We start from the raw sequence: 26,416 nt of genomic DNA on the forward strand, positions 1-26,416 counted from the left end.
TGTCCACAAGAATTTGGGCATCTAGGAAAATAGTAACGATGAAAGTAACAACTGGCAATATGAAGTTTGTATTTTTTGGAAAACTGTAACCAATTATTGAAAAACGCCCGCACTCGGCGGACGTCTTCGGTTTAATGTGTCTGCTTGACTCGGTTTCCTTTTGCTATCAAAAGCGTCAGAACAAAGCTGCCTGTCGCAAGCACTAAGGTGCCCGTGAAGACCACATGAACACCACTAGCCAATAAGTCTCGGATCTGTGCCAGCTGTGCCACAGGGATCGATCCCTGTTCAAACGAGGCCCCTAAATTCGTATGACCACTTGCTACAGTCACCATGTTGAACAACATTCCGAATACAGCCGCCCCGAAGGTTTGGCTAAATGTACCCGTGAATGTATTGAGGGCAACGGCAGTCCCCCTCTTGTCGACTGCAACGGATGATTGGATTTTTACCATGATGATCGGGGAAATGAGTCCCATTCCCAAACCAATCAAGCCTACAGCCACATAAATGAGGTATCCCGCTGACTGAGAGGACAGGAGGCTCAACAATGTTGTCGCTACCGTCAGAACGGCTGTCCCTGTGATAAACAATTGTTCAGCTCTCAGCTTGCCTAGCAAGTTCCCGGCAAGGATAGAGCCGATCGTCCAGCAAACCGGCATCGGTGTCAGGACAAAGCCAGCCATTGTCGCACTTTCTCCCAAAACTCCCTGGCTCCAGATCGGCAAGTAAACCACCATGCTGATGACAATTCCATTGGTCAAGAGCGTCAGCAGATTGATCATGGTCACGTTTCGATTGGTAAAAAGCGAAAGCGGAATCAGCGGCTCAGGCGATTTCTTCTCCACCGATACAAACACCAGATAGGTCACCAAAGCAAATACGATCAAGGAAATCGTCACCGGACTGGTCCAGGATTGATCTTGGCTGCCTGTCAGCAAGGCATACAACAAGGCGATGGTCCCGACCGAAAAAATAAGCGCGCCCGGATAATCGATATGGCGCTTTTCTTTGACGGCAAGCTTCTCCTTGTACAAAAAGACGAGCATGAAAAACGATACAAGTCCAAAAGGCAAGTTAAGAAAAAAGATATAACGCCACGTCAGTGTATCGACCAAAAATCCTCCGACCAACGGACCTGCCACACCGGAAAGTCCCCATACAGCGCTAATCCAGCCCTGCGCTTTTGCTCTGGCAGTCTGCTCGGTGTACAAATCACCGATGATGGTCATCGTAATCGGCATGACTGAACCTGCACCCAAGCCTTGGATGGCACGGAAAACAATGAGCTGCCACATGGACGTCGCCACTCCACAGAGCGTAGAACCTAACAAAAAGATGCCGATCCCGATTAACAAAACGTTTTTTCGGCCAAATAAATCAGCCAGCTTGCCGTAAATGGGAGCAGATACGGCAGTGGCAAGCATGTAGATGGCATATACCCAGCTCACCTGTTCAAAGCCTGCCAAATCACTCGTAATACGTGGTACGGCTGTACTCACAATCGTTCCTTCCATCGCAGCAAGGAATGTCGAGAGCATTAGGGCAATCATAATCTGAAGTCTCATCTCGATCTCCTCTCTCTATCTACGCATGATCGCGAGCAGTGAAAAAGCATTGTCTAGTATATCACATTAGAGAACATGTTTTCGCAATCTTTCTCTACCAACGAAAAACCTCGTCTTGTCGATGACAAGCGAGGCATTTTTGTTCTGATCAGGGTTATCGATTGGCTGCGCGTAGTTTCACTGCTGCAAACACCTGCTGGTAATAATGCACTTCATGTGGTACAAAGTCAGCTTTGACCGCGATCATCGCTGTATCTTTTTGTTCACCATTTTCCGTTAGCAAAAATCCATTCACCGTCATCTGCCCGATCTCGCCTGCAAACAACCGCTCTAACTCTTGCAGCCCGACCCAAAACAGCCCCGTGACTTCTTCTTCCTGTACACGGTACTCGCGTAAGGGCTGATCGCATTCATACAAAAAGGTATGGCACATTTCCTTATCAATGATGGAGGGGGCAACCATTACATCACGAATCACGGCAAGCTCGTCCAATTCCTCAAAACCCACGGACAAGCCCAGCTCCTCCTCCAATTCCCGCACGCCGTCACATGGCTGTTCCGAAGCGAGAAGATGACCAGCAGAGGTAATGTCGAGCAAGTTCGGACAAGTATCCTTTTGTGGATGCCTTTTTTGAAACAACAATTCGATCTGGTCATCTACTACGCGATAAATCCAGCAGTGAAAGGTTCGATGCCACAGCCCCAAGCGGTGTACTTCGCTACGCGATTCTACCCCGATGTGCTGTCCTGCTTCGTCAAATATGTCTAGCTGCTCTTCCTGCATGTTTTCCACCCCATGACTTGTCTCTTGAGCATTTCTTTTCCCCAAGTTACATTCCCGGTCCAGAGCGTGAATTCCTCTCTATTGACGAAAGAAGGGACAGCGACAAACGCCATCCCTTCTAACAACGTTAGTTGATCGATACTTCATCCAGCATCAAGTATCCAACTGGGCTCAGCCAGAAGCCATTTACATTCTTGGATGTAACCGCCACATGATCAATCGTGCGGATTGGCAGGATCGGTACTTCTTTCAGCTCGATTTCTTGCAGCTTTGCGTAAATTTCATTGCGTTTTTGCGCATCTTTTTCGCGACGTCCTTCTTCAATCAGCTTGTCTACCTCTGGATTGTTGTAGAACGCCATGTTACCTGCGCTGCCTTTCGAAGTGCTGTGGAAGACGTTGTACTGGTTGTAGTCGCCATCCCCTGTTGCATTGCCCCAGCCCCCGATGAACATCGCATGCTCACCATTGTCTGTGTGCTCCAGATACGCACCGTATTCCATTACTTTGATCTCCAAATCAATGCCGATGCCTTTCAACTGGGACTGGATGACCTCTGCTACGTTCATGCGTTCTTTACGGTCATCTGTCACGATGGACGTCTTGAAGCCGTTCGGGTAACCTGCTTCTGCGAGCAGTGCTTTTGCTGCATTGACGTCATACGAGTAATCCTGGAGATTCGGGTTGTAGCCGATTACTTTTGGCGACATCGAGGAAACAGCCTGTGTTCCCACATTGTTGTATACCCCTTGTACAATGGCTTGTTTTTCAATAGCATGCGCAACTGCTTGACGTACGCGTACATCATCAAATGGCTTCTTCTGCACGTTAAATCCGATGTAATCCACACCCAAGCCTTCTGCACGCACCATGTTCATGCCAGGAGATGCCTGTGCACGCTCTACTTCCGTCACTGGAAGCTGATCGCCGATGTGTGCCTCGCCTGCTTCGATCATCGCTACACGAGTTGTATCTTCTGGAACAACCTTGTACAATACTTCATCTACTTTTGGCTTTTCACCCCAATAGGTATCATTTTTTGCGAGCTTCATATCTTGCCCCGGTGCCCACGATGTGAATTTGAAAGGTCCAGTTCCCACAGGCTGCTTCGCCAATGTATCGGAATGCTCGGCGATTGCTTTCGGGCTGATGATACTACCTTCTGAGCTAGCCAAGATGGAAAGGAGCGGTGCAAAAGGATACTCCAGCACGAAATGGACAGTCTTGTCATCCACGATCTTGATTTCTTTGATCATGGAGAAGTTGGATGCACGTGGTGATGCAACCTTTGGATCGAGTACACGTTCGAACGTCTTTTTCACAGCGTCTGCTGTCAAGGGTGTACCATCGTGGAACGTAACGCCCTCACGGAGCTTAAACTCCCATGTCAGATCGTCGAGCTGTTTCCATTCAGTAGCGAGTGTAGGCTTGTACTCGCCATTTTTATCGCGAGAAACCAAGCTCTCATACACTTTTCCATACACATAGTTTGCCGAAGGAATATTGGAGATGAAATGCGGGTCCAGATTGTTGGCGTCTGCCTTGCGGGCTACAATCAGGGTTCCCCCTTCTTTTGGAGCTTCTGCAGCAGTTGTATTCGTCGAACCGGATTGCTCCGAGCTCGCACCACTACATCCAGTCAGCGCTACACTAACTGTCAATGTCAGAGCCAACAAGGAACCGACCATGCGCGTTTTCTTCATTTGTGTCTACCCCCTGTAGAATACTGTCGAAAATTCTGAATGTATTTCTTATTTGCATTATACGGTAGATTTTCAACCGAACCTTTCAGCATCTTTACATCAATTTATAATATTTTTACTTTTATTTAATTTCGTGCAGATGGAAAGATACGTGAATTCGTAGCCTCGGTGTAGAAGCGTGTTTCCAGTCTTCGCTTCGGCCTACGCCCCGCAAGGGGTAAAGACTGTCCGTTCCGGAATGACTGACGGGAGCCGCTTCAAAAGTGGTAGCCTCGATGAAGTATTCGCACGTTGAAGCTAAAAACGCTCCCGTCAGTCATCCCTCCACTCGGTCGGGCTCCAGAGGCGCTATGACTGGAAACACGCTTCTTTGGCGTTACTTTTGTCTATTTTTTGATCTGTTTGAAAGGCAATAATGGAAAATTTGTAGAGGTGTTCCATTGTTGTACTTCACGGATGTGTTCCAATGAATAGATTTGAAATGAAAGTCAGTATGGTCACGAAGCAATCTTTTCTCATCTTGAGACGGCTTTCAAAATACTTACAAAAGCTACGCCGGAAGAAGTGCATTTCCAGTCCAAGCGCCTCTGGAGCCCATCGCAGCGTAGGAATAAATGGCGGGGAATTTCAGCTTCATTTATGAGATACTACTTCGAAACTGTCTACGTTTGAAGCGCTCCCGCCATTTATTCCGCAGCGGACAGTCTTCACCCCCAGCGGGGCGGAGGCCGAAGCGTAGACTGGAAATGCACTTCTTCCCCACTACAGCCACTTTTATAACCCAATAAAAAATCCGATCTCCCAAAATGCCATGGAAGATCGGAACAATCTTGCAATCCTTCGATTATTATTTCTGCCAAACCATCTTGCCCGAGAAAACCACCGCTTCCTTCGGAGATATTCTAGCCACAGCCTCGGCGGAGCATTTGGCACGGACGAAAACCGCATTTGCTTCGTCTCCGACTTTCGGCCAAACCTGATTCCCGGCTTGGTCCAGTGGGGTCACGCCACCTGTAACGAATCCCAGTGCACGCGATAGAGATCGCTCATCGATCCAACGGAACCGTTCAGCCAGACGGTTTGCTTTTTGCAGCATATCTCCGGTTCCAAATGGGTCCCAGTGATCGGTAATGTTGTCATTGCCCAATCCAACATGGACGCCCTTGGAATTAAGCAATGGAATCGGGATGGTCGGCATATCAATGGGAACCGCTGACATGACAGCGATTTGCTGCTCGGCAAAAAGCTCTGCGACCTCTTCTACGACAGCAGTCGGTACCTCTCCCAGCCCGTAAGCATGGCTGACAGTGACTCGGCCTTGCCACCCCGCATCCTTCGTCATAGCAGCCAGTTTTTTCATAATATAAACACCCAAATGTCCAGGCTCGTGCAAGTGCAGGTCAACATCCGCATTCGCTTCCACCGCTATGTCCATCATCGCATCAAGAGATTTCTCGATTTCATCGTCAAACGTGGCAGGATCGACACCACCGACGAGGCCAGCTCCATGCTTCATCGCCTCACGAACGAGGGAAACAGAATCACTGCGCAGCAAGCCATGTTGGGGAAACGCGACAATTTCCCAGGAAAGTTTTTCACGATAAGTTGCCAATGCCTCCAATGTGGCTTCCAGGTTTTTCAGCCCAATGACCGGGTCAATGTTGCAATGGGTCCGCACATGAGTAGCACCGTGTGATTGCACTAACTCCAGCAGCTTTTCTGCACGATCTCGAGCGACGGGAAGTTGGCGGGGCAGCAGTTCCTGCTCTTGTTCGATTCGAAAAAAACGATTCGGAGCAGGAAGAACAGCTTGCCACGGACCTCCATAAAATGTTTTGTCCAAATGAATGTGCATTTCCCGGAAAGAAGGAAGCATCAGTAGGCCTTGTGCATCCCACACAGATACCCCCTTAGGTATATCCGACGAAGCAGGTACGATTTTCTCCACGCGACCGTCCATGAGCAAGACGTGAAAACGCTCCGTCTTTGTTCCCGTCACGATGCCATTCGCCTCTGTATAACCACATTCCAGACTCGCATTTTTGATCCACAAACTTTCTTCCATGCTCCGTCTCCATCCTTTTCTCTCTAACATGTTTGCGTTATTCAATCGTAATGCCGTTGATCATCATGTACCCAGAAGGGCTGATCCAGAAGCCTTTGATGTTTTTGCTAATTGCAGCGACATGCTCAAGATTGCGGATTGGGACGATTGGTGCTTCTTGCTTTTCAATCTCCAGCGCCTTTGCATAGATTTGCTTGCGTTTTTCCGTATCCTGCTCGCGGCGCCCCTCTTCGATCAGCTTGTCCACTTCTTTATTCACGTAGAACGTTGTGTTTCCGCCTTTACCCAAAGAGCTGGAGTGGAACAGATTGTACTGGTTGTAGTCAGCGTCGCCAGTGGCATTGCCCCAGCCGCTGATGAACAGCTCTGTTTCACCGTTGTCTTCTGCATCTAGATAAGCTCCATACTCAAGCACTTTTACCTCTACTTCAATGCCGATCCCCTTTAACTGGGACTGGATCACTTCCGCAGCATTAATCCGTTCCTTGCGATCGCCTGTCCACAAGGTTGTCTTGAAGCCGTCCGGATAGCCTGCTTCTTTCAACAGGGCCTTCGCCTTGTTCGGATCAAATTCGTATCCTTTCAACGCCTCATTATATCCAAGAACCTTCGGACTCATTGCGGAGTTCGCTTTCGTTCCGACATCGTTGTATACACCTTTGATGATCGCATCGGTCTCAATCGCATAGTTGATCGCCTGGCGAACACGGATGTCGTCAAACGGTTTTTTCTTGGTATTGAACCCGATAAAATCTGTCCCCAAGCCCTCTGTCCGGTACAAGCCCATATGAGGGGAATTACTGACGCGGTCAATTTCTGTCACCGGCAATGGTTCAGCGATATGCGCCTCTCCCGTCTCTACCATAGCTACGCGTGTCGTGTCCTCTGGTACGACTTTGAAGACAGCCTTCTTGAATTTCACCTTTTCTCCCCAGTAATTGTCATTTTTCACGAGTACGATCTCTTGGCCAGGTGTCCACGACTCGAATACGAACGGCCCTGTACCGACGGGATGTTTGCTCAGGTCCTTGCCGTATTGCTCAATTGCTTTTGGACTAATGATGCTGCCTTCGTGGTTGGCGAGGATCGACAGCAATGGGGAATACGGGTAGGCTAGCTTGAAATGTACGGTGTAATCATCCACTACCTTGACTTCCGAAAGCATCTTGAACTGAGACGCACGTGGAGAGGCGACCTTTTCATCGAGGACGCGTGCGAATGTTGCTTTCACCGCTTCGGCGTTAAACGGCGTATCATCGTGGAAGTTTACTCCCTGACGCAGCTTGAACTCCCAGGTGACATCGTCCAACTGCTTCCATTCCGTGGCTAGCATCGGTTTGAACGCCATGTTATCATCTCGCTGGACGAGACCTTCGTACACTTTGTGATGGACCACACTCGCTGCATTGATCGCTGAAATAAAGTGCGGGTCGAGATTGTTTGCATCAGACTGCCGGGCAATCACCAGCGTCTGATCTGTTGCCGGGGCTTCCTTCGCAGTCGGAGTCCCTGACGCACCTTGCTCTGTACCCGATGAACAGCCTGTAAGCACGAAGGCAACGCTCAGGATACCTGCCAGCATTGACCCTAGCATTTTCTGTTTTTTCATAGACTCGCCCCCATTTTATTCTTCTTTGTATAATCAATCAGCATAGCCCGTTCCCAATGGGCGAAGCTATGCTGATCATGAAGCACTTTTTTGCTGAAAATTACGGCAATGTTACATCGTCGATCTCGATGTGTCCTGCTGGGCTGATCCAAACTCCTTCTACACCTTTTTGAATCGCTGCGAGGTTTTCTGAGAAGCGGTATGGCACCATTGCCGCTTCGTCCATTTCGATTTGCTGTGCTTTTTCGTAGATTTGTTTCCGTTTTTCTTCGTCTTTCTCTTTGCGGCCCTCTTCGATCAGCTTGTCCACTTCCGGATTGCTGTAGAAAGCGTGGTTGCCAGCTGCCCCTTGCGACTTCGTGTGGAACAGATTGTATTGGTTGTAGTCTGCATCGCCTGTCGCGTTGCCCCAACCGCTGAGGAACAATTCTGTTTCGCCTTTGTTGGCTGCTTCAATATAAGCACCGAACTCCAGCACTTTCACTTCCAGATCGATGTTGATTTGTTTCAGCTGTTGCTGCAGCACCTCTGCCAAACTAATCCGTGCCTTGTTATCATTTAAGTAAATAGTTGCTTTGAAGCCGTTCGCGTATCCAGCTTCCGCCAACAGCTTTTTGGATTTTTCCAGATCGTAGGGCAAGTCTTTTACATTCGGACTGTAACCAACCATGGACGGGGTAATGGAAGAATGAGCAACCGTCCCCACATCGTTGTAGACCCCTTGAATGATGGTTTTCTTATCGATCGCATGTGCAATCGCTTGACGTACGCGCACATCATCGAATGGCTTCTTCGAGTTGTTAATCCCGATATGATCGCTTGCGAATGCAGGGTAACGGCCAAGTGTCATACTCGAAGAATTTTTCACCCGCTCAACTTCTGTCACCGGCACTTGCTCAGCTATATGAGCTTCTCCTGTCTCGACCATCGCGAGTCTGGTCGTATCTTCTGGAACGGTCTTGAAGACGACTTTGTCCAGATTCGGTTTGTCGCCCCAATAGCTATCGTTTTTCACCAGGACGACTTCTTGACCAGGAGTCCATGATTCGAATTTGTAAGGGCCTGTTCCCGTTGGTTGCTTGGTCAAGTCTTTCCCATACTGTTCAATCGCTTTTGGTGACAAAATTCCACCCTCTGCACTGGCGAGCACGGACAGGAGTGGTGCGTATGGATAGTGGAGGATGAATTGTACCGTTGTATCATCCACAACCTTTACTTCTTTGATGGCTTCAAATAAATTGGCGCGGTTAGAGCCTACTGCCGGGTCTTGGACACGAGCAATCGTCTTTTTTACAGCTTCCGCATTGAATGGCGTGCCATCGTGGAACGTCACACCGGAGCGAAGCTTGAATTCCCATGTCACATCATCGAGCTGCTTCCATTCAGAAGCGAGTGAGCCTACATATTTGCTTTCTTTGTCCATCCGAACGAGACCCTCGTATACCTTGTGATGAATGATGGCAGCGGAATTGATTTGTGTTAAAAAATGTGGGTCAAGGTTGTTCGCATCAGACAAGCGGGCGATGACGAGTGTCCCGCCTTCTTTGCCAGCTGGTGATGAAGCATTGGTTTGCCCTGAAGAATTGGTACTCCCTCCTGCTTCAGGTGCTTGCGAGCAGCCTGCCAACGCTGTAGAAACCGCAACGGTCATGGCAAGCAGCGTCTGGAAAAAGCGCGTCTTTTTCATGTAGTGATCCCCCTGTTTTGTGAAAAACGTCTCAACGTTTTTCATAAATGTTGATGTGACCGCTTGCGGTCAAAAAAACGGTCGTGACCGTTTTTTGCGCCAGATGCACTTGAATATTTTGACCATTCGCGCATATTTCATTTTACCCACTATTCTGTCATTGTTTTTTCACTCTCTTTACTTGTATTTTCACTTTCTTTACTCTTTTTTTCACTTTTTCTACTTTTGTGCGAATCATGCAATAAAAATAGACTTGGAGTATATGTTGCTGTAGTGATGTGGAGGAAACAGGAGAAAACGCTCAGCTTCTTGTCCCACCCGCTGGGGGATTCACTTCTTTCTCCTGTTTTCTCTACGAGCCTTTAGTGTTACCCGATCTTTTAATGACTTAAATGCTTGAAAAATGTAAGAAGTTACGTCAGAGAAGAATATTTCCTGACGTAGCGACTTGTGGAGTCCTACCAAGCGGAGAAGGGATTTGCGGGCAAAAGAAACGCAACGTGCTCGCGCTACGAAGCGGCTACCACTTTTGCGTTTCCCCGCGAATCCCTTCGGAGCGGACAGTCTTAGCCCCCAGCAGGACGGAGCCTGGAGCCTAGACTGGAAATATTCTTCTCCCCACCGCAGCCACAATACTGGCCTTCGCCAAGATTTTTGATGAAGCCTTCGTACCCAAAGGGCAAAAGTCTTCCATGTCGATATGAATTTTATAAATTCTTATCTACTAAAAAAAGACCCTCTCCATTTGTTGGAGAAGGTCTCTAGCTCCTGCTATTGAATCGTCACTTGGCTCACGTCAATGTACCCGGATGGACTGATGTACACACCCTGTACATTTTTTGCAATGGCTGCGAGGTTTTCACTACTGCGGAATGGCAGCAACGGCACCTCCTCCATCTCGATTTGCTGCGCTTCTGCGTAGATTTCCTTGCGCTTCTCTGGATCTTTCTCCTTACGCCCCGCTTCGATCAACGCATCGACTTTCGGATTATTATAAAAGGAATGGTTGCCTGGCACACCTGCTGACGTGCTGTGGAAGAGGTTGTACTGGTTGTAATCTGCATCCCCGGTCGCATTACCCCAGCCACTAATGAACATTTGCGCTTCACCTTTTGCCGCCAATTCTAGATATGCACCGAACTCCATCACTTGAATCTGCAAGTCGATGCCGATTCCCTTCAGCTGGGATTGCAGCACTTCTGCCACATTGATTCGTGCTTTGTTGTCATTGAGATAGATGGTTGCCTTGAATCCGTTGGCGTAGCCTGCTTCGGTGAGCAATTGCTTCGCTTTGTTCAGATCATATTCCGGCGTTTTAATATTCGGGCTGTAGCCGATGACTTTTGGCCCTAATGACGAGATGGCTACTTTTCCGACATTGTTATATACCCCTTTAATAATCGCTTCCTTATCGATCGCATGGGCGATGGCCTGACGGACGCGAACATCGTCAAAAGGCTTCTGCTTGACGTTCATCCCGATGTGGTCAACCGCGAATGATTCGAACCGACCTAAAGACATGCTCTGTGAATTCTGTACCCTTTCCAGTTCAGTGACGGGAAGCTGTTCTGCGACATGAGCTTCACCTGTCTCCACCATGGCTACACGCGTCGCATCCTCGGGAATGGTTTTGAAAACGACTTTTTCCAGCTTCGGTTGATTGCCCCAATACTTCTCGTTTTTCACCATGACGATTTCTTGTCCAGGCGTCCATGATTCAAAGATGAACGGCCCCGTCCCTACTGGTTTCTTGGACAACTCTTTGCCAAATTCCTTAATTGCCTTCGGACTGATGATGCCACCCTCGGCACTCGCCAGTACGGACAGCAGCCCTGCGAACGGATAATGTAAAATAATATCTACCTTCAGCGGGTCAATGACCTTCACTTCTTTAATCATGCCAAACATGTTTGCCTTGGGAGTCGGATTGTCTTTGTCCAAAATACGGTCGATTGTCTTCTTCACGGCTTCCGCATTGAATGGCTCCCCATCGTGGAAGGTAACGCCTTCACGCAGAGTGAACTCCCAGGTGACATCGTCTTTTTGCTTCCATTCCTTTGCCAAAAGAGGTTTGTACTCACTATTCCGATCCATCATGACCAGACCTTCATAGAGCTTGTGCTGCGTCACTGCCATGGAATTAATCTGGGTACTGAAATGCGGGTCCAGATTATTCGCATCGGACAAGCGCGCAATAATCAAGGTACCGCCTCCACCCGCTGCGGCCGATGAAGAAGCGGGGCTAGTCGAAGCTTGATTGGAGTTGGACGCGGAATTCGTCCCACTGGATGTCTGACTGCCACCACAGCCTGCCAAGACTGTGGAAACCAAGACAGACAGGGCGAGAATAGATCCTAGCATGTGCTTCTTCTTCACTGTGAATGCCCCCTTATTCTGGATGATAGAATGAAAAGAATATGACATGACTAAATATTACTAATTTTCTTACTTTTAATCTTTTCATTATCTTTACCTTTCTTTTCATTTTCTTTACTATGTCGTTTTTGAATGTTCAAAATAACTCTATTGAAGGTGCCTACATAGTGGAGAAGAAGAAAAAGCACAGTTCTCTTCGTCTCTGACACGCCCGCAAGGGGGATTGACTGTCCGTCTCCACTTAAAAAAGGGGACCGTCGAGCCAAAGCCACCCTACGGGCGGAAGTTTCTCAAGGGAGAAGTGTTCGACAAGCGTGGTCCCCTTTTTTAAGTTCCGACTGGGCAGGCGTTGTCAAGGTCTGCGAGCCCTGTGCTTTTTCTTCTCACCAGCTTTGCTGGTTCATCGGCCTTTTAAAACGTAAAGAAGATAAAAAGCCATCCCTCAAAAAGGGGATGGCCGTGCGAAGATGTCGAAATATGCTCATTTATACGAGTACAAGTGACGGGCGTCGAAAGACCATTACAGTTCAACATCTTTGTCCCGTCTTTCCAGATCCCTCACCGTCGAACTTTTCTCGACATCCTGTTCATTCTTGTAAGTTCCCAACATGACGTCAAAAACAGGGCTGGTAACACCGTACCAATAATGTTCATTTTTGAAGTGATGCCATAGATGAAGCTTTTTCATCCAGCGCCCCCATGGAGATATGGGTTGAACTGGACGATGGGCGATATAATGCTTCCATTCATAAAATAGCAGAAATCCTATCACGCCTGTAACAAAGGCATTGGTCACAATCACGTCGGAAGTAAGCAGATAGCAAATGCCTCCGGTTCCTGCAATGAGCGGCAAGCTGTACCACACGGGCAAGAACAACAGGTGCAAGTTGTTCGGATCGGCGTGATGATCGTAATGTAAGCGTTTTAACAAATGGAGAAAAAATGGATTTCGAGGCGGTTTGAGGTGAAAGAGAAATCGATGAATCAAGTATTCGCTTGCCGCATATCCAATCATCCCCGCCACGAGTGCCAACCAGGTTTCCAACACGTACCATTTAGACATAGTGAAAGACAAGCTAATCAGGAATAGAATGCTCATGATGAGGATATCCGGAAACGTAAAAAATTCCTTCAGAAACTTTGCCTTCAACAGAACGCCCTCCTCTTGTGTTCCTTCACTTGTCTTGTTCCTACACGGTTCGGTTTCTCCACAGCTCCAAACTTTTTTCCATTGCCTTTCTGGCTACACGCTCTGCTTCGATGAAATCTCCCTGCAAAGCGACGTTCAACAGTTCATGGTAATAGTGCCAAGATACCTCGCGGTGTTCCGGGATGGAAAAATACCTTCGCGCCATTTTTAGGTAAAAGGAATCAAAACTGTTTACAATCAGTAAATAGATAGGATTTGGGGAAAGCCTCGTCAGATTTTTCTGCAGCTCCCAATCAAACACTGCGTAAGAATCAGCATCAGGTTTCAGTTGATCGAGATTGGCAAGCAATGCGACTACCTTCGGCTGTTGAGCAGCAACTGCGTTACGAATGTAAGCAGGCGCCAACGATATCCGCAATTCCAGCAAATAAGAAATAAACTCATCCGTAACATCGTCGTGGTTTTGAATGATATGGACAAGAGTCATTATATTGCCTTGATGCCAATAATCATTGACAATTGCCGGATGCCCTTTCCGCACAGTGATCCAGCCATCTCTTTCCAAGCGTTGCAGTGCTTCTCTAACGGTTGGCCGACCTACCCCGTAGTACTCTGCCAGCTCCCGTTCCGGCCGCAGCGTACTTCCTGCAGGATACTCTCGGGTCAAAATTGCCTTGATTAATTTCATCTCAATTTGATCCGACGACCGTTCTTTCTTTCCCCCTTTTTTCTCCAATGTCATGATCGCCTCCCTGCGCTGCTGGTCCTACAACATTTTTTTGTGGTATTACCACAAAAGGTAATATTTTACACAACTCCTGTCAAGAGGTGAAATACTGCAACGTAATGCTTTCGTGCGTGAAGGGATTGGACTTTCCTACATGATCACAAAAGGCATAGCCCTCTTTCGAAAAAGAGAAGGCTATGCCTCTTGTGTTACTGGCGTGATTATTCTGTTACTTCTACCGACCAGCCAAACTTGTCTTCACGCTCACCGTACTGGATTCCTGTCATCTCGTCATACAGTTTCGTTGTCAATTCCCCTGTTTTTTCACCGTTAATGATCATCTGATGTCCGTTCCAGTTCAGATCACCGACTGGGGAAATAACCGCCGCTGTTCCGGTACCGAATGCTTCTTCCAGCTCACCGTTGACGTAAGCGGTATGCAGATCTTCCATGGAAATCCGCTTCTCTACGACTGGAATTCCCCAGTGTTTGAGTAATTGGATCGTCGAATCTCTCGTGATACCCTCCAGGATGCTGCCGTTCAATGATGGGGTCCACACTTCCCCTTTTACCTTAAAAAACACGTTCATACTGCCTACTTCTTCAATATATTTGTTCTCTACGCCGTCGAGCCACAGCACTTGCTCATAGCCTTTTTCCTTCGCTTCCACTTGTGCTTTCAGACCGCCTGCGTAGTTACCTGCCACTTTTGCGTTTCCTGTTCCGCCTCTTACCGCACGAACGTAGTTGTTTTCTACGTAGATTTTCACGGGCTTCATGCCACCCGCATAGTACGCTCCAACCGGCGACAACACGATCACCAATTTGTACGTATGCGAAGCGCGCACACCAAAGCATGGCTCCGTTGCGATTACGAAGGGACGAATGTAGAGAGACTGTCCGTTTTCTGTTGGAATCCATTCTTTATCTACCGCTACCAGCTGCTTCAATGCCTCGACCATGAATTCCTCGTCGATCAACGGCATACTCATGCGCTCCAGTGAACGGTTCATACGCTTGAAATTTTGATCAGGACGGAACAAGCTAACCTTGCCCTCTTGATTGCGATAAGCTTTCAAGCCTTCAAAAACTGCTTGCCCGTAGTGGAACACCATTGCTGCCGGGTCTAATGTCAGCGGTGAGTAAGGGACGATTTGTGGATCATGCCATCCTTTACCTTCTGTATAATCCATGGTGAACATATGATCGGTAAAATGAACACCGAACCCCAGCTTGTCAGAAGCTGGTTTCTCTTTTTTCTGTTCTGTCCGGGTAATTGTTAACTGACACTCCATCTTCTACATCTCCCTTAGTATTAAATCCACTATTTCTTGAAAACTTCCTATATATACAAAATAGCAACAATTTTGCATGATTTCCAGCTTAAGTTTCTCGTAGGGGCGCAAATACCTGTCATTTAGCGAAAACTTCGTTAAATTTTCGCGATGTATGATTTTTTGATCATGCAGGATGAAAGCGATCGTCGTGCCGAAAAGGTATAGTAGACGAAAATGAGGAGGGACAATGATGACGACAAGCCTTCGTCTGCACGGAAAAATTGCCATTGTAACAGGTGCCAGCCGCCTTCAAGGGATTGGCGCTGCTATCTGTAAAGTGCTTGCCTCACACGGGGCCGATATTTTCCATACGTATTGGACCGCCTATGACCACTCCATGGCACATGGGATTCAAAAGGATGAACCCGCAATTTTGCAGGAGGAGATCAGACGCTACGGAGTCAGGTGTGCGGGAATCGAGATCGACCTGTCACAGCCGGATGCCTACAAGGAGGTGCTCGACGCAGCTACAGCACAATTGGGCGCACCGAGCATCCTCGTCAACAATGCTTGCTACTCGACTAATGACGGCTACGAGGCACTGGATATAGCCAGTTTGGACGCCCATTATGCCATCAATGTACGGGCAACCACCATGCTCAGCGTGGAATTTGCTCGTCGCTTCTCTCAACAACGCGGAGGCCGAATCATCAACATGACATCTGGTCAATCCAAAGGCCCGATGGTCGGTGAGATCGCGTATGCGGCAACAAAAGGAGCCGTGGATGCCCTGACAGCCACACTGGCTGCTGAAGTAGCTACGCGAGGGATTACGGTCAACGCTGTAAATCCAGGTCCTACCGATTCAGGGTGGATGAACGACGGAATCAAGCAATACCTTTTGCAGCAATTTCCATTCGGACGGATCGGACAGCCTGAGGATGCAGCGCGTCTGGTCGCATTTCTGGCGAGTGACGAAGCGGAGTGGATTACGGGACAGATTATGCATTCCGAAGGCGGGTTCATCCGGTAAGTGAAAAAGCACAATCCGCCGTTTCTAGCAGATTGTGCTTCTTCTTTTTTGTTCAGGCTATGGTTTGCTCACGATTGGGAAAGAAGGCTTAAACAGCTCTTTTTCGCCCAACTGCTGATAGTCGCGCTCGACGTAGCCCAGACGCATTTTGTCAAAGTAACGCTGTCCCTTCGCTTTGATCTCTTCCAGATCAACTCCTGGCATGAGGCGGTCTTTCATAACGGTGCGTCCAGCAATGATGGAGAGCTTCACATCACGGCCTGAGCCACACGTGATAATCGTGCGGATTGGATCATCAACCGCCCCCATGTGGAAACCGTCCAGATCGATGGCAATGATATCTGCTTTTGCCCCCGGCGCCAATCGTCCCAGATCATCTCTGCCAAGGAAACGTGCTCCGCCCAATGTTGCTGCGCGGTAAATATCAGCATAACTGGAATCCGCAACATCGCCTTCCACCAAGCGGGACAGCATGCTGGCTGTGCGAATGTTTTGGATGAAGTCAGGCGGGAACGTATCGGTTCCAATCGCGATGTTGACGCCACGACGCTTGTAACGGGCAAACGATTCGAGTGCCTCGCCGTGGCGGCCGACTACGAGCGGGCAGTGAATCACGGTTGTGCCTGTCTCTTGGAGGATCGCTAAATCGTCTCCCTCTCCGAATTTCGCTTTACTAAAGCCTGGAATGAAATGGGCGTGCGGAATTGCCGTTTTCTTTCCGAGGAAGCCGATCTCATTCAGGAACTGAATCGGTGATTTGTTGTGACGACGATGAATTTCTGTATATTCATAAAGACCTTGTGCAGCATGCAGACGGATCGGACATCCGAGCTCCTCGCTGTAGCGCTTTGTATTGATCAGATTCTCTACAGACTGTGTCTCGATTCGCTCTGGCGCGAGCATTCCACGAATAAGTCCGTTGTGCGCCCCATCGAAATCTTTGACAAATTGTACAGCCCGCTCCAGACCTGCTTGTCCTTCCGCTTCGTTCCACAGTACTTCGATCTCTCCATTTGCCTTCACGACGCGCATGCCGGATTGATAGCTCGGCCCCATGTACATGCGCAATCCCAAGCGTCCTGCGTGATCGGCTGCGGCTGCCAGCTCCTCATACGTTTCCGCCCAGCGCTTGTAGAAGACGGATGTAATCGGCATCGCTGTCGTTACCCCGTTCAGAATCAGTTGACTGTAGGCGTAAAGGGATTTGAACGCCTCTTCCTCCGGGGTCATTACCTCATGGTAGCCTTTGCGGTAGTAATCTTCTGACCAGAGCATATTTTTGTTTCTCGCAGAAGCTTGCTCCAGATGTACGATGTCGTGATCAATGTCTCCCAACGCATTCAGGTCAATGAAGCCCGGGCTGACTACTGCATTGCCAGTATCGATCACTTCATCTACCTCGCCATCAAAATGATGCCCCACATACACAATGGTGTCGTTCTCGTAAATGACTTCTCCATCTTTGATAATCACATGATCTTCGCCGTCAAAACCGATGACATATTTTGCGGTTATTTTCTTTTTCATGATGATCCTCCCTACTCGTTCTCGTTCCGGCCTCTCCACTTCAGTGTATCCTTCGTCATTATAGGAAATATTCTGTAAAATTTGTTTCAAAACCTTTACGTGTATTTGCACAATCTTTACTCCTTTTCGAAAACAGGCAAGATTCCACACAATACGTAAAGATCATGCAAAAAGTAGTAAAAAAGATGAACAACTTTGTTCGAAATATTCACTACAATTAACATAGACAGCTAGATTGGACTCTCATCCACTACTTGCAAGATAGAGAAAGGGCTGATTTCTAGTGATGCAGGCTTTTTGGTTAACCAACGTTCGTCTCGATAAAGGATTTGAAACAGGAGACGACGGTGTCTTTCACACAATCTCAGAAATCTGTCATTTGAAGATCGAAGACGGCAAAATCGCAGACATCGTATCGGCGGACGAACCACTCAACACCACTTTACCGCAAGAAGATGCCAAAGGTTTATTGGCCCTCCCCTCTTTTGTTGAAAAGCATAATCATCTGGATAAAACGTATGCGGGCGCAACCTGGAAATCTTGCCTCCCTCCGAAAAAACTGATCGATCGCTTGGAGTTCGAAGCAAAAGAAATGCCGCTGATGACCGGGACGACCAAAGAGCGCGCACAAGCGATGCTCCAGCTCCATATCAAAGGCGGCGCCACACATGTGCGCACACACGTCAACATCGATCCATACATCGGGCTGAAAAACCTGGAGGGTGTGCGTGCAGCACTGGAAGAATACAGTGATCGTCTGACGTATGAAATCGTCGCTTTCCCGCAGCAGGGGCTCCTGCGGACACAAGCAAGCTCCTTGATGAGACAAGCCATGAAGGAAGGCGCTACGTTGGTTGGGGGCTTGGACCCAGCTGGGATTGATAATGAATTGGAAGGCTCCTTGCGTGAAATGATGGACATTGCGGTGGAAGCAGATGCAGATGTCGATATTCACCTGCATGATCCGGGGACACTCGGCTTTTATACGATCAAAAGACTGCTCGATCTTACCGAGGAAGCTGGTTGGCAGAACCGTATGGCGATCAGTCATGCCTTTGCGCTCGGAGATGTGTCGATGGAGGAAAGCTCGGACATGGCAGATCGATTGTCCCAGCTGGGAACGATGATCATGACGACCGTTCCAATTAATCGGGCGATGCCACCTGTTCCGATGCTTCATGCCAAAGGCGTACATGTCGCGCTTGGTTACGATGGATTCTACGATTCGTGGTCGCCATATGGTACGGGCGATATGCTGGATAAGCTAAACCGTCTGGTCGAGCGCTACCGTTGGGTCGATGAGAAATCTCTGGTGCAATCCTTGTACTTCATCACCGGAGGAAAAACAACGCTCGATAAAGATGGCAACCGTGCATGGCCAAAGATTGGCGACGAGGCAAGCATCGTGTTTGCAGAAAGCTCCTGCTCTGCGGAAGCGATTGCGAGAAAATCTCGTCGGGCTGCTGTTATGTTTAAAGGGAAGATTGTGCATGGTGCTTTGGAGAGAATGGAAGAAACAAAATAGTCAGTTAGACACGAAGGCTCGCTGATTTTTCAGGGAAGCCTTTTTTTCTTTAGGTTTAAATCGAGCCTTCGGTGGTGGGGAGAAAAAAGAAGAAAACGCTCAAGTTCTTGGGCTACCTCCTAAGGGGTCATCCCTGCCCAGCTCCATGGAAAAAAAGAAACCCGCGTCCAAAGTCGCGCCTCAGCGAAGTATTTCAGAGGTGGACGCTAAAGGCAGGTTTCTTTTTTCCATTGCGCTTCGGCTGGTATCGTGATAAACGTGTGATGTATTTTATAACCAAGCCTTTTTTAAGAGCTTCACACCACGTTGGATTTCATCACTTGATAAATTACTGAAACCAAGTTTAATGATTGGTTCATCGGTTTTGTTTTTAATGAAGTAGAGTGAAGTAGGATACACTTTCACTCCCTGAAGGGAAGCTTGTTGAATGAGCCATTCTTCTGAACGCTCCACGTGTACTTTTACTAATACGTACAAACCAGACTGCTCGCCAATGATAGAAATATGTTGCTTGAAATGATTCCTTAATTCACAAACGAAGTGCTGCATTTTTCGTTTATAAACCAGACGCATGCGTTTAATATGGCGATTCCATTCCCCTTCCTCCATAAATTTCGCCATGGCAAATTGGCTAAGGAGTGAAGTGGTGCTCTCGAAATGGGCGAATTGACTTTTATAACAGCTGATAAGTGGCTGTGGCAACACCATATAACTTAAACGAATTCCTGGAAGAAAGCACTTCGAGAAATTTCCGAGATAAATAACCCTTGTTGAATCGATGGAAGCAAGTGCAGGAAATGGTTGTTGGGTATAGCGATATTCACTATCATAATCGTCTTCGATAATATATCCTTGCCTATTTTTTGCCCAATGGATGAGTGCATGCCTTTGTTGAATGGGCATGCTTACCCCATATGGACTGTGATGGGACGGCGCCACATAAATCAATCGTGATTTCATATGTTCCAAGTGTGAAAAATCAGCACCTGTTTCATAAACGGGTAATGTTTCCAGTGTAAAACGATTTAATTGAAAAGCTTTCCTAGCGCCATCGTAACCAGGATCCTCCACAATCACGCTAGGAAAATCATGTTTCAGGACAAGACCGAGATACACAAGCATTTGTTGGGTACTACTTCCGATAATGATGGCATCTGGTTCTGTTCTCACCCCACGAGACTGAAGTAAATATGCTGCGATTTGCTCACGCAGGCTCGATTCACCAAAAGGCTCCCCGTACCGGAAGCTATCCTTAGCCGTTAATACTTGATTCGAAATCCTTCTCCACGTTTTTAAAGGGAAATGCGATTGATCGACGACGTCTGCGCGGAAATCAATACGAACAGGTGGTACCGGCTCTGTTTGCTTGTAAGCAGAAGAGCTGCGAGCCTCTTGAAATAAAACGGGCTCTAACTCATTTACAAAATAACCTTTTCGGCCTTCTCCACGAATATACCCTTCAGCAACAAGTTGCTCATACGCCATTAATGTTGTATTCCGGCTTACCTGTAAGGAATCTGCAAGTTGGCGAATGGAGGGCAATGGCTCGTCCGCCTTTATGTCGCCTTGCTCAATAAATGATTTAAATTTCTCATAGATTTGTTTGTATTTAGGAGAATGATCTTTGAATGTAAAAATGGTATTTTTCATTTCCACCCCTCCTGACATGTATATTTATTTGATATTGTATCTTTTTTTATGTCAGTTTGTATCATACGCTTGGTTCAAGTTCAAGTTGAAAGGGTGGTTACTGTGTACATTCCTAAGCAATATCGTATGGATCATGATGAGGCAGTTCAAATGATGAAGTCGAACCCGTTTGCCCTATTGATTACGGTTGATGAACACCGCCCGTTGGCTACGCATATTCCTTTGGAAATTCGTGAAGAGGAAGGGAAAATCTATGCGACTGGGCATATTGCATACGGAAACATGCAGAAGAAAACGTTGGATAACAATCGGGATGTATTGCTAATTTTTCAAGGACCGCACGCTTACATTTCGTCAAGCTGGTATGAGAGTGAACAGGTTCCCACATGGGACTATCTCGCTGTACATGCGTATGGGACAGCACGAATCCTTACGAAGGATGAACTGAAATCGGCTTTGGATTCGATGCTTACACACTATGAATCTCACCGAGAAAATGGTCGGCTCTGGGAGACATTTGATCCTGAATTGCTTGAGAGAGAAATGAAAGGAATCGTTGGTTTTGAGATTGAAATCACCTCGATTCAAGGTGCAGCCAAAATGAGCCAAAATCGCAACAACACCGATTATAAATCGATTGTGGCAAAACTTGAAAAATCAAATGATCAAGAGGAAATTCAGGTTGCGCAGTGGATGCGTGAGCAACGGAAAGAGCTATTTAAATGATCAGCCTATAGATACAACAAGGAGTTGCTTCTTATGGAGTTTTCAACTATTTGGCTATTTGTCATTGCCGCTTCTACATTGTTAATCATACCTGGACCAGCTGTGTTCTACATTATGGCAAGAAGCATCGATCAAGGGAAGAAAGCCGGTCTGGTATCCGTTCTAGGTGTGTCTCTTGGCGGCTCTGTTCACGTGATAGCTGGAGCAATTGGCGTTTCTGCGATCCTTATGACATCGGCAACAGCGTTTCATATCGTGAAATACTTGGGTGCTGCTTATCTTATCTATCTGGGGTGTAAAACTTTATTTTCTAAAGCTGATACAACGGCTTCCGAAATTCCAAAAGCCCCTCGCAAAAAATTACGAAAGATTTTTTACGAGTCAGCGCTTGTAGAGGTAATGAATCCCAAGACCGCACTCTTCTTTTTAGCCTTCTTTCCGCAATTCATATCGCCTACTGCTGGGTCAGTCACCGTTCAATTTTTGCTTTTAGGAACGATATTTATTATCCTAGCTTTTGTTAGCGATGGTCTGTATGCCGTTCTCGCAGCAAGTATGAGAAAGCGGATTGTGAGTAGTACGGCGAGTTCAAAGGTAGTGAATCGGATAACTGGTTATTTCTATATTGCGCTAGGGATATTCTCCGCCTTTGCGAGCCCCTCCAAAACATAAGTATGCATGATGAAATTGACAATAAGCTAAATGAAACGGAGAGATAGGTTATGCCTAAATTTATCATTGAAGATGATTTTTGGTCGTTATTCCCTCATGCAAAAATAGGCATCGTGATTTGCCAGGGAATTGATAATTCAATTAGGGACGTTGAAAAATACGAGAAGCTGCTGCAGGAGGCTGAGAAAGAAGCGCATACATTTATCAGTCTGGAGGAATTCAGTAGCAATCCTGTCATTTCCGTTTGGCGAGAAGCTTTTCAGAAATTCAAGACAAAGAAAGGCGCAAGATGTTCCATTGAAGCTTTATTAAAAAGAGTGAAAAATGGCAATCCGATCGGAACAATAAATCCGCTTGTCGACATCTATAATTCCATTTCATTGCGTTATGGGCTTCCTTGTGGTGGAGAAGATATCGACACTTTTGTAGGCGATATTCGCCTGACGCAGGCAAATGGCAACGAACCGTTTATCCCATTGGGACAGGATGAAAATGCTTCGCCCTATGAAGGGGAGATTGTTTATAAAGATGATGACGGTGCAATATGCAGATGCTGGAATTGGCGTGAAGCGCAGAGGACAATGCTAACAGAAAATACGAAAAATGCATTCCTCTGTATCGAATTAATCGATGAAACAAGAAGCGATGAATTCCATATGGCGCTTAAAGAATTGTCTGATTCCGTGCCACATCATCTTGGGGGTATGGTGAAGATGGAAGTGTTAGATATCAATCATAAGGAAATGACAATCTTTGATTAAGGTCCTGTGCGTTGATATGGAAAATCGGCAGCCAAACACTGGCTGCCGTTCTTTGTGTTTATGAAACTTCTTTCCATATCTTCTAGTAACGAATGCGATTATTGTTCCAACACCTTTTCAAGCTCGCCGCACCAATTACTCCAGCCATACTTAGCTCCACCCAGTGCTTGCGCATTTGAGATTCCGGTTTGTTCGAGATGCAGGTTAACTTTTCCGTTCCCTAAATCCTGCAGCGTCCAAGTAACCGTGTGGTTCTCTCCTCCACTGGACCAAGTATAGGACAACCGGTGTGGTTCGTCCACGATAAGCACTTCTCCGTCAACAATTCCGTCCCAATATTCGGTCGGCTGAGTGCGAAACTGAAAACGGTGTCCTACGACGGGCTTAAAATCATTTTCCATCGCCTGACCATTATGGATGTTGACCATCCACTTGGCAAGCTTGCTTGAATCTGTTAAGGCGGACCAAAGCTTCTCAATCGATGTCTTGTACTCAAAATCCAAGGATAATGTTAAACTCATTCTTCTTCCTCCTCTAATAGTTGGTTCAAGCGCAACATATTCGTACTCCAGAACTTACTGTAGAAAGTCACCCAATCCTGAATTTCTCTGAGTGGAGAGGCGTTTAGCCTAAATCGCGTTTCTCTGCCGACTTTTCGGTCAAGTACCAGTCCGGCCTCTTTAAGGATTGTCAAATGCTTGGATACCGCTGTCCGGCCCATTTGAAACTGTGCCGTTAATTCATGAAGCGGCATCTCCTCTGTCTCTGCTAACAGGCGAATCAATTGGCGCCTAGTTGGGTCTGCAATTGCATCAAACACATCCCGTAACTGGTTGTTCTCGCTCACAACACTCCCTCCAAAATGTTATTTTCTGTGGTAGAAATCTATTGGTGGTACGAAGAGGACAGTCGTTATTTTCACCACCTCCCTAAAGTTTGCGGCTATTCGGACGAAGCGCCCACGATGCGATATTTAGTGCAGCATATGAAAGCGGAAGAATAATAGCAAACCCGTAATCACCATAATCGTCAGCAAACGCATGAGAGAAAGCCGCACCAGTCATTAAAAAGAAGATACCAGCGTGAGCCCATTCTTTAAGCCGAGGGAAACCTGGGACGACGAGGGCGATGGCTCCAAGCACTTTCCAAATTCCGAGAATGGTCAAGACGTATAATGGATAACCAAGATTCGTCACTAACTCGAGGTTTCCCCCATATTGCATCAGTTGCCCGATACCACTTAACATAACCGCTGATGCGAGTAGTAATGTGACTGACCAATAAGCAATCATCTTTCCTCGGGGCTTGGTCTCTGCTTTCGCGTTTGTTTCCGCCCCAATCATCTTACTCATTTTGTTTCCCCCTCATAATGGTTTCAAGTGAAACTTATTCAGGTTCCAATCTTTAAAAATGACCAACATCTAATTGGACACTAAATAGTGTCGTTTTGATAATACGACACTATTTGGTGTCCTGTCAACAACATCTCTTCGCACCACATGAAAACCAAAGTCAGTCTATTCATCCCCTGACTACATGCCAAAAAGCTTCGGCGCGTGAATGCCGAAGCTTTACCATTGTGACTCGGTTTTCTTGGGTACTTTAGAACATTCCATTCTCATTGGGGGAATCATCCGGTATGGGCTGACCTACATCCCAGAATTCGACGATTTGGTCGTTCTGAAAACGGAAGATATGGACCACAACTCCCCCAAGGTCCTCTTGGTTTTGCTTCACATGGGAATGAACCGCTACGATATCCCCCTCTTCGATCGCACGTTTCACTTCGAGAATCTTATTGGGATTCTTTGCGGCGTTCTCTTCCATTGCGAGCATAAGAGAGTGAGCATCGCCGCGGAAAAAGGGATTATGGTGGCGAAAATTTGGTCCTGTGTATTTTTGGTATGCTTCTCGCACATTACCCGACGCTACCAATTGCAAAAACGACACCGCATTCTCTTTGAGTGAAGTTTTCATAGCAGGTCATCCTTTCTTTAATAAGATATCCGTTCGTACAACACGTCTATCTATGCCCAACTTTTTGCATGTTTTAACGTTATCGCAATAAACTCCGTCATCGCTTGCGAAATCCACTTGTTTTTGTGATAAACAACTTGCGCGAAAATAGCAGGAAAGCTACTGTCACAGGGAATGATCTTTACTTTTTCTTGATCGATTTCATCTTTTACAGTCATCAACGGTAAACAAGTGATACCTAGACCACTCCTCACACATCGTTTGATTGCCTCGATGCTCCACAATTCCATCATTTGAGAAAAGGCAAGCCCTCGCTCTTCCAGGTATTTTCCTAACAAGGCACGATAAATACAGTCTTTCCCGTTAGAAATGAAGATTTCCGATATTCACTAAGTATTGGTTCTAGGCGATAGACCGTTAAAGACTCAGGAGCGGCTATTTTTAACTCTCCTCGTACCTCCTTCTCGTCACTCGCTATGCTTTCAATCCTGCCATACGTATTTAATATTTCTTCTGTATAGCCAATCAACCTTTTTCCAACATCGGTAAGCGTTACTTTTCGACCCATTCGATCAAACAAGGGCGCTCCTATATGTTCTATTTGCCAAATACGATAAAGGAATCAATGCGGTAATGTGTTTGTTACTCATCTATTCTGTCTTTACCATTTTCTAGAGGAAACCGCTCATCTTGCCTGCTGCGTTGAGGTATAATAGTGCAAAGCAAAGGGGGCGGGAAACTGTGGAGTGGTTAATAGGACTAGCCTGCAGCGCCGGGATTGCGGGGGCGGCTTATGTAAAACGGTCGCTGTCTGGTTCCGGCTTTTTGGCGGCGGTGATACTGGGTACCATGATGTACGCACTCGGAAGCCCTATCTGGTTCGGCTCCCTCATCGCTTTTTTTGTCTCGTCCACCTTATTATCCAAGTGGAAAAAGCATAAAAAGGAAGAGGCCGAGAGCGGCTATGAGAAAACGGGGAGACGCGATGCTGGCCAGGTGCTCGCAAACGGCGGACTCGGGCTGCTGTTATGTGTAGCAAATTGGGCGTGGCCCCATCCGCTTTGGTGGTACGCGTTCCTCGGCGTGATGGCAGCGGTCACGGCTGATACGTGGGCGACAGAGATCGGCGGCTTGAGCCGAAAGCCTCCGAGATCGATCAAGACGGGTCAGATTGTTCCGCCCGGCACTTCCGGCGGTGTTTCTAGCCTGGGCATGGGTGCTTCGCTGGCCGGTGGTCTATTTATCGGCGGTGTAGCGTGGTTGCTGCTTGCAGTACCTGGTCAACACGCGCCGGATGCGGTCTCGCCTGCATTTAGACTGGCAGCCTGGCTCGGCATAGCCGGACTGGCGGGCATGGTAGGGTCACTGGTTGATTCGTGGATCGGTGCGACATGGCAGCAGATGTACCGTTGCGGCGCTTGCGGTCGTGAAATCGAGCAGTCTCGTCACTGCGGCAAGCCAGCCGTGCGAATCCGCGGTCGCGCTGGTTGGAACAACGATGCCGTCAATGTAGTTGGCTCGCTTGCAGGTGGTGCTTTCGCCGCCTTATTGGCGCTGGCAATCGGCTTATCGTTTGACATATAAAGAAACGGAAAGACTT

23 protein-coding genes are annotated in these 26,416 nt (G+C 47.4%); 6 read left to right on the plus strand and 17 right to left on the minus strand.

The window, feature by feature from the left end:
- Positions 1-131 precede the first annotated feature (131 nt).
- From FB479_RS07145 to FB479_RS07205, 10 genes are all read right to left on the minus strand, one after another.
- A complete protein-coding gene (locus tag FB479_RS07145) occupies positions 132-1,568 on the minus strand; it encodes an MDR family MFS transporter (RefSeq protein ID WP_142063653.1) in 1,437 nt (478 codons plus the stop codon).
- A 154-nt stretch (positions 1,569-1,722) separates the two neighbouring features.
- Positions 1,723-2,352: an NUDIX hydrolase gene (locus tag FB479_RS07150; protein ID WP_106657577.1), complete on the minus strand. Its 630-nt coding sequence runs from the start codon at positions 2,350-2,352 to the stop codon at positions 1,723-1,725.
- A gap of 127 nt (positions 2,353-2,479) precedes the next feature.
- Positions 2,480-4,054, minus strand: coding sequence for a glutathione ABC transporter substrate-binding protein (locus FB479_RS07155; RefSeq protein ID WP_142063656.1), 1,575 nt, complete (start codon positions 4,052-4,054; stop codon positions 2,480-2,482).
- 847 nt (positions 4,055-4,901) lie between these two features.
- Complete coding sequence (locus FB479_RS07165) at positions 4,902-6,119, minus strand: amidohydrolase family protein (protein ID WP_142063659.1); 1,218 nt, start codon at positions 6,117-6,119, stop codon at positions 4,902-4,904.
- Positions 6,120-6,156: 37 nt separating this feature from the next.
- A complete protein-coding gene (locus FB479_RS07170) occupies positions 6,157-7,728 on the minus strand; it encodes a glutathione ABC transporter substrate-binding protein (protein ID WP_142063662.1) in 1,572 nt (523 codons plus the stop codon).
- A 100-nt stretch (positions 7,729-7,828) separates the two neighbouring features.
- Positions 7,829-9,415 carry a glutathione ABC transporter substrate-binding protein gene (locus FB479_RS07175; protein ID WP_142063666.1) on the minus strand — a complete coding sequence of 529 codons (1,587 nt, stop codon included), beginning with the start codon at positions 9,413-9,415 and terminating at the stop codon, positions 7,829-7,831.
- A gap of 771 nt (positions 9,416-10,186) precedes the next feature.
- Complete coding sequence (locus tag FB479_RS07185) at positions 10,187-11,791, minus strand: glutathione ABC transporter substrate-binding protein (RefSeq protein ID WP_142063670.1); 1,605 nt, start codon at positions 11,789-11,791, stop codon at positions 10,187-10,189.
- Positions 11,792-12,311: 520 nt separating this feature from the next.
- A complete protein-coding gene (locus tag FB479_RS07195; RefSeq protein ID WP_142063672.1) occupies positions 12,312-12,941 on the minus strand; it encodes a sterol desaturase family protein in 630 nt (209 codons plus the stop codon).
- A gap of 40 nt (positions 12,942-12,981) precedes the next feature.
- Positions 12,982-13,683, minus strand: a complete 702-nt coding sequence (locus FB479_RS07200) for a GntR family transcriptional regulator (RefSeq protein ID WP_142063674.1) — start codon at positions 13,681-13,683, stop codon at positions 12,982-12,984.
- Between the two features lie 206 nt (positions 13,684-13,889).
- Positions 13,890-14,963: a branched-chain amino acid aminotransferase gene (locus FB479_RS07205; RefSeq protein WP_142063677.1), complete on the minus strand. Its 1,074-nt coding sequence runs from the start codon at positions 14,961-14,963 to the stop codon at positions 13,890-13,892.
- Positions 14,964-15,195: 232 nt separating this feature from the next.
- Here FB479_RS07205 and FB479_RS07210 point away from each other — a divergent pair, with 232 nt between their 5' ends.
- Complete coding sequence (locus FB479_RS07210) at positions 15,196-15,978, plus strand: SDR family oxidoreductase (RefSeq protein ID WP_142064611.1); 783 nt, start codon at positions 15,196-15,198, stop codon at positions 15,976-15,978.
- Positions 15,979-16,035: 57 nt separating this feature from the next.
- Here the strand turns inward: FB479_RS07210 and FB479_RS07215 are convergent, their stop codons facing one another.
- On the minus strand, positions 16,036-17,505 hold the full coding sequence (locus FB479_RS07215) for an amidohydrolase family protein (RefSeq protein ID WP_142063680.1): 1,470 nt from the start codon (positions 17,503-17,505) through the stop codon (positions 16,036-16,038).
- Positions 17,506-17,788: 283 nt separating this feature from the next.
- Here FB479_RS07215 and FB479_RS07220 point away from each other — a divergent pair, with 283 nt between their 5' ends.
- Positions 17,789-19,030 carry an amidohydrolase family protein gene (locus tag FB479_RS07220; protein ID WP_142063682.1) on the plus strand — a complete coding sequence of 414 codons (1,242 nt, stop codon included), beginning with the start codon at positions 17,789-17,791 and terminating at the stop codon, positions 19,028-19,030.
- A gap of 270 nt (positions 19,031-19,300) precedes the next feature.
- On the opposite strand, the gene pdxR is transcribed toward FB479_RS07220, so the two are convergent.
- Positions 19,301-20,680 (minus strand): MocR-like pyridoxine biosynthesis transcription factor PdxR, encoded by a 1,380-nt coding sequence (gene pdxR / locus FB479_RS07225; protein WP_142063685.1) that lies wholly within the window; start codon positions 20,678-20,680, stop codon positions 19,301-19,303.
- Between the two features lie 102 nt (positions 20,681-20,782).
- On the opposite strand from pdxR, the gene FB479_RS07230 reads away from it, so the two are divergent.
- From FB479_RS07230 to FB479_RS07240, 3 genes are read left to right on the plus strand one after another with little or no spacing between them, the layout of a single operon-like run.
- A complete protein-coding gene (locus FB479_RS07230) occupies positions 20,783-21,406 on the plus strand; it encodes an FMN-binding negative transcriptional regulator (protein WP_142063688.1) in 624 nt (207 codons plus the stop codon).
- 33 nt (positions 21,407-21,439) lie between these two features.
- On the plus strand, positions 21,440-22,078 hold the full coding sequence (locus FB479_RS07235) for a LysE family translocator (RefSeq protein WP_142063691.1): 639 nt from the start codon (positions 21,440-21,442) through the stop codon (positions 22,076-22,078).
- Positions 22,079-22,128: 50 nt separating this feature from the next.
- Complete coding sequence (locus tag FB479_RS07240; RefSeq protein WP_142063694.1) at positions 22,129-22,839, plus strand: B3/B4 domain-containing protein; 711 nt, start codon at positions 22,129-22,131, stop codon at positions 22,837-22,839.
- Between the two features lie 98 nt (positions 22,840-22,937).
- Here the strand turns inward: FB479_RS07240 and FB479_RS07245 are convergent, their stop codons facing one another.
- The 5 genes from FB479_RS07245 to FB479_RS31240 form a co-directional block, all read right to left on the minus strand.
- A complete protein-coding gene (locus tag FB479_RS07245) occupies positions 22,938-23,360 on the minus strand; it encodes an SRPBCC family protein (RefSeq protein WP_142063696.1) in 423 nt (140 codons plus the stop codon).
- Positions 23,357-23,686, minus strand: coding sequence for an ArsR/SmtB family transcription factor (locus tag FB479_RS07250; RefSeq protein WP_106654384.1), 330 nt, complete (start codon positions 23,684-23,686; stop codon positions 23,357-23,359). The genes FB479_RS07245 and FB479_RS07250 overlap by 4 nt, the downstream gene beginning before the upstream one ends.
- Positions 23,687-23,768: 82 nt before the next feature.
- Positions 23,769-24,191: a DoxX family protein gene (locus FB479_RS07255; protein ID WP_142063698.1), complete on the minus strand. Its 423-nt coding sequence runs from the start codon at positions 24,189-24,191 to the stop codon at positions 23,769-23,771.
- A gap of 250 nt (positions 24,192-24,441) precedes the next feature.
- A complete protein-coding gene (locus tag FB479_RS07260) occupies positions 24,442-24,816 on the minus strand; it encodes a nuclear transport factor 2 family protein (protein ID WP_142063700.1) in 375 nt (124 codons plus the stop codon).
- 50 nt (positions 24,817-24,866) lie between these two features.
- Positions 24,867-25,154 (minus strand): LysR substrate-binding domain-containing protein, encoded by a 288-nt coding sequence (locus FB479_RS31240; RefSeq protein WP_185746341.1) that lies wholly within the window; start codon positions 25,152-25,154, stop codon positions 24,867-24,869.
- A gap of 403 nt (positions 25,155-25,557) precedes the next feature.
- Between FB479_RS31240 and FB479_RS07270 the strand changes: the two genes are divergently transcribed.
- Complete coding sequence (locus tag FB479_RS07270; RefSeq protein WP_142063702.1) at positions 25,558-26,400, plus strand: DUF92 domain-containing protein; 843 nt, start codon at positions 25,558-25,560, stop codon at positions 26,398-26,400.
- The last annotated feature ends 16 nt before the right edge of the window (positions 26,401-26,416 follow it).

Origin of the sequence: Brevibacillus sp. AG162 (genome assembly GCF_006715575.1) — a bacterium.
Taxonomy (GTDB): Bacteria; Bacillota; Bacilli; order Brevibacillales; family Brevibacillaceae; genus Brevibacillus; species Brevibacillus brevis.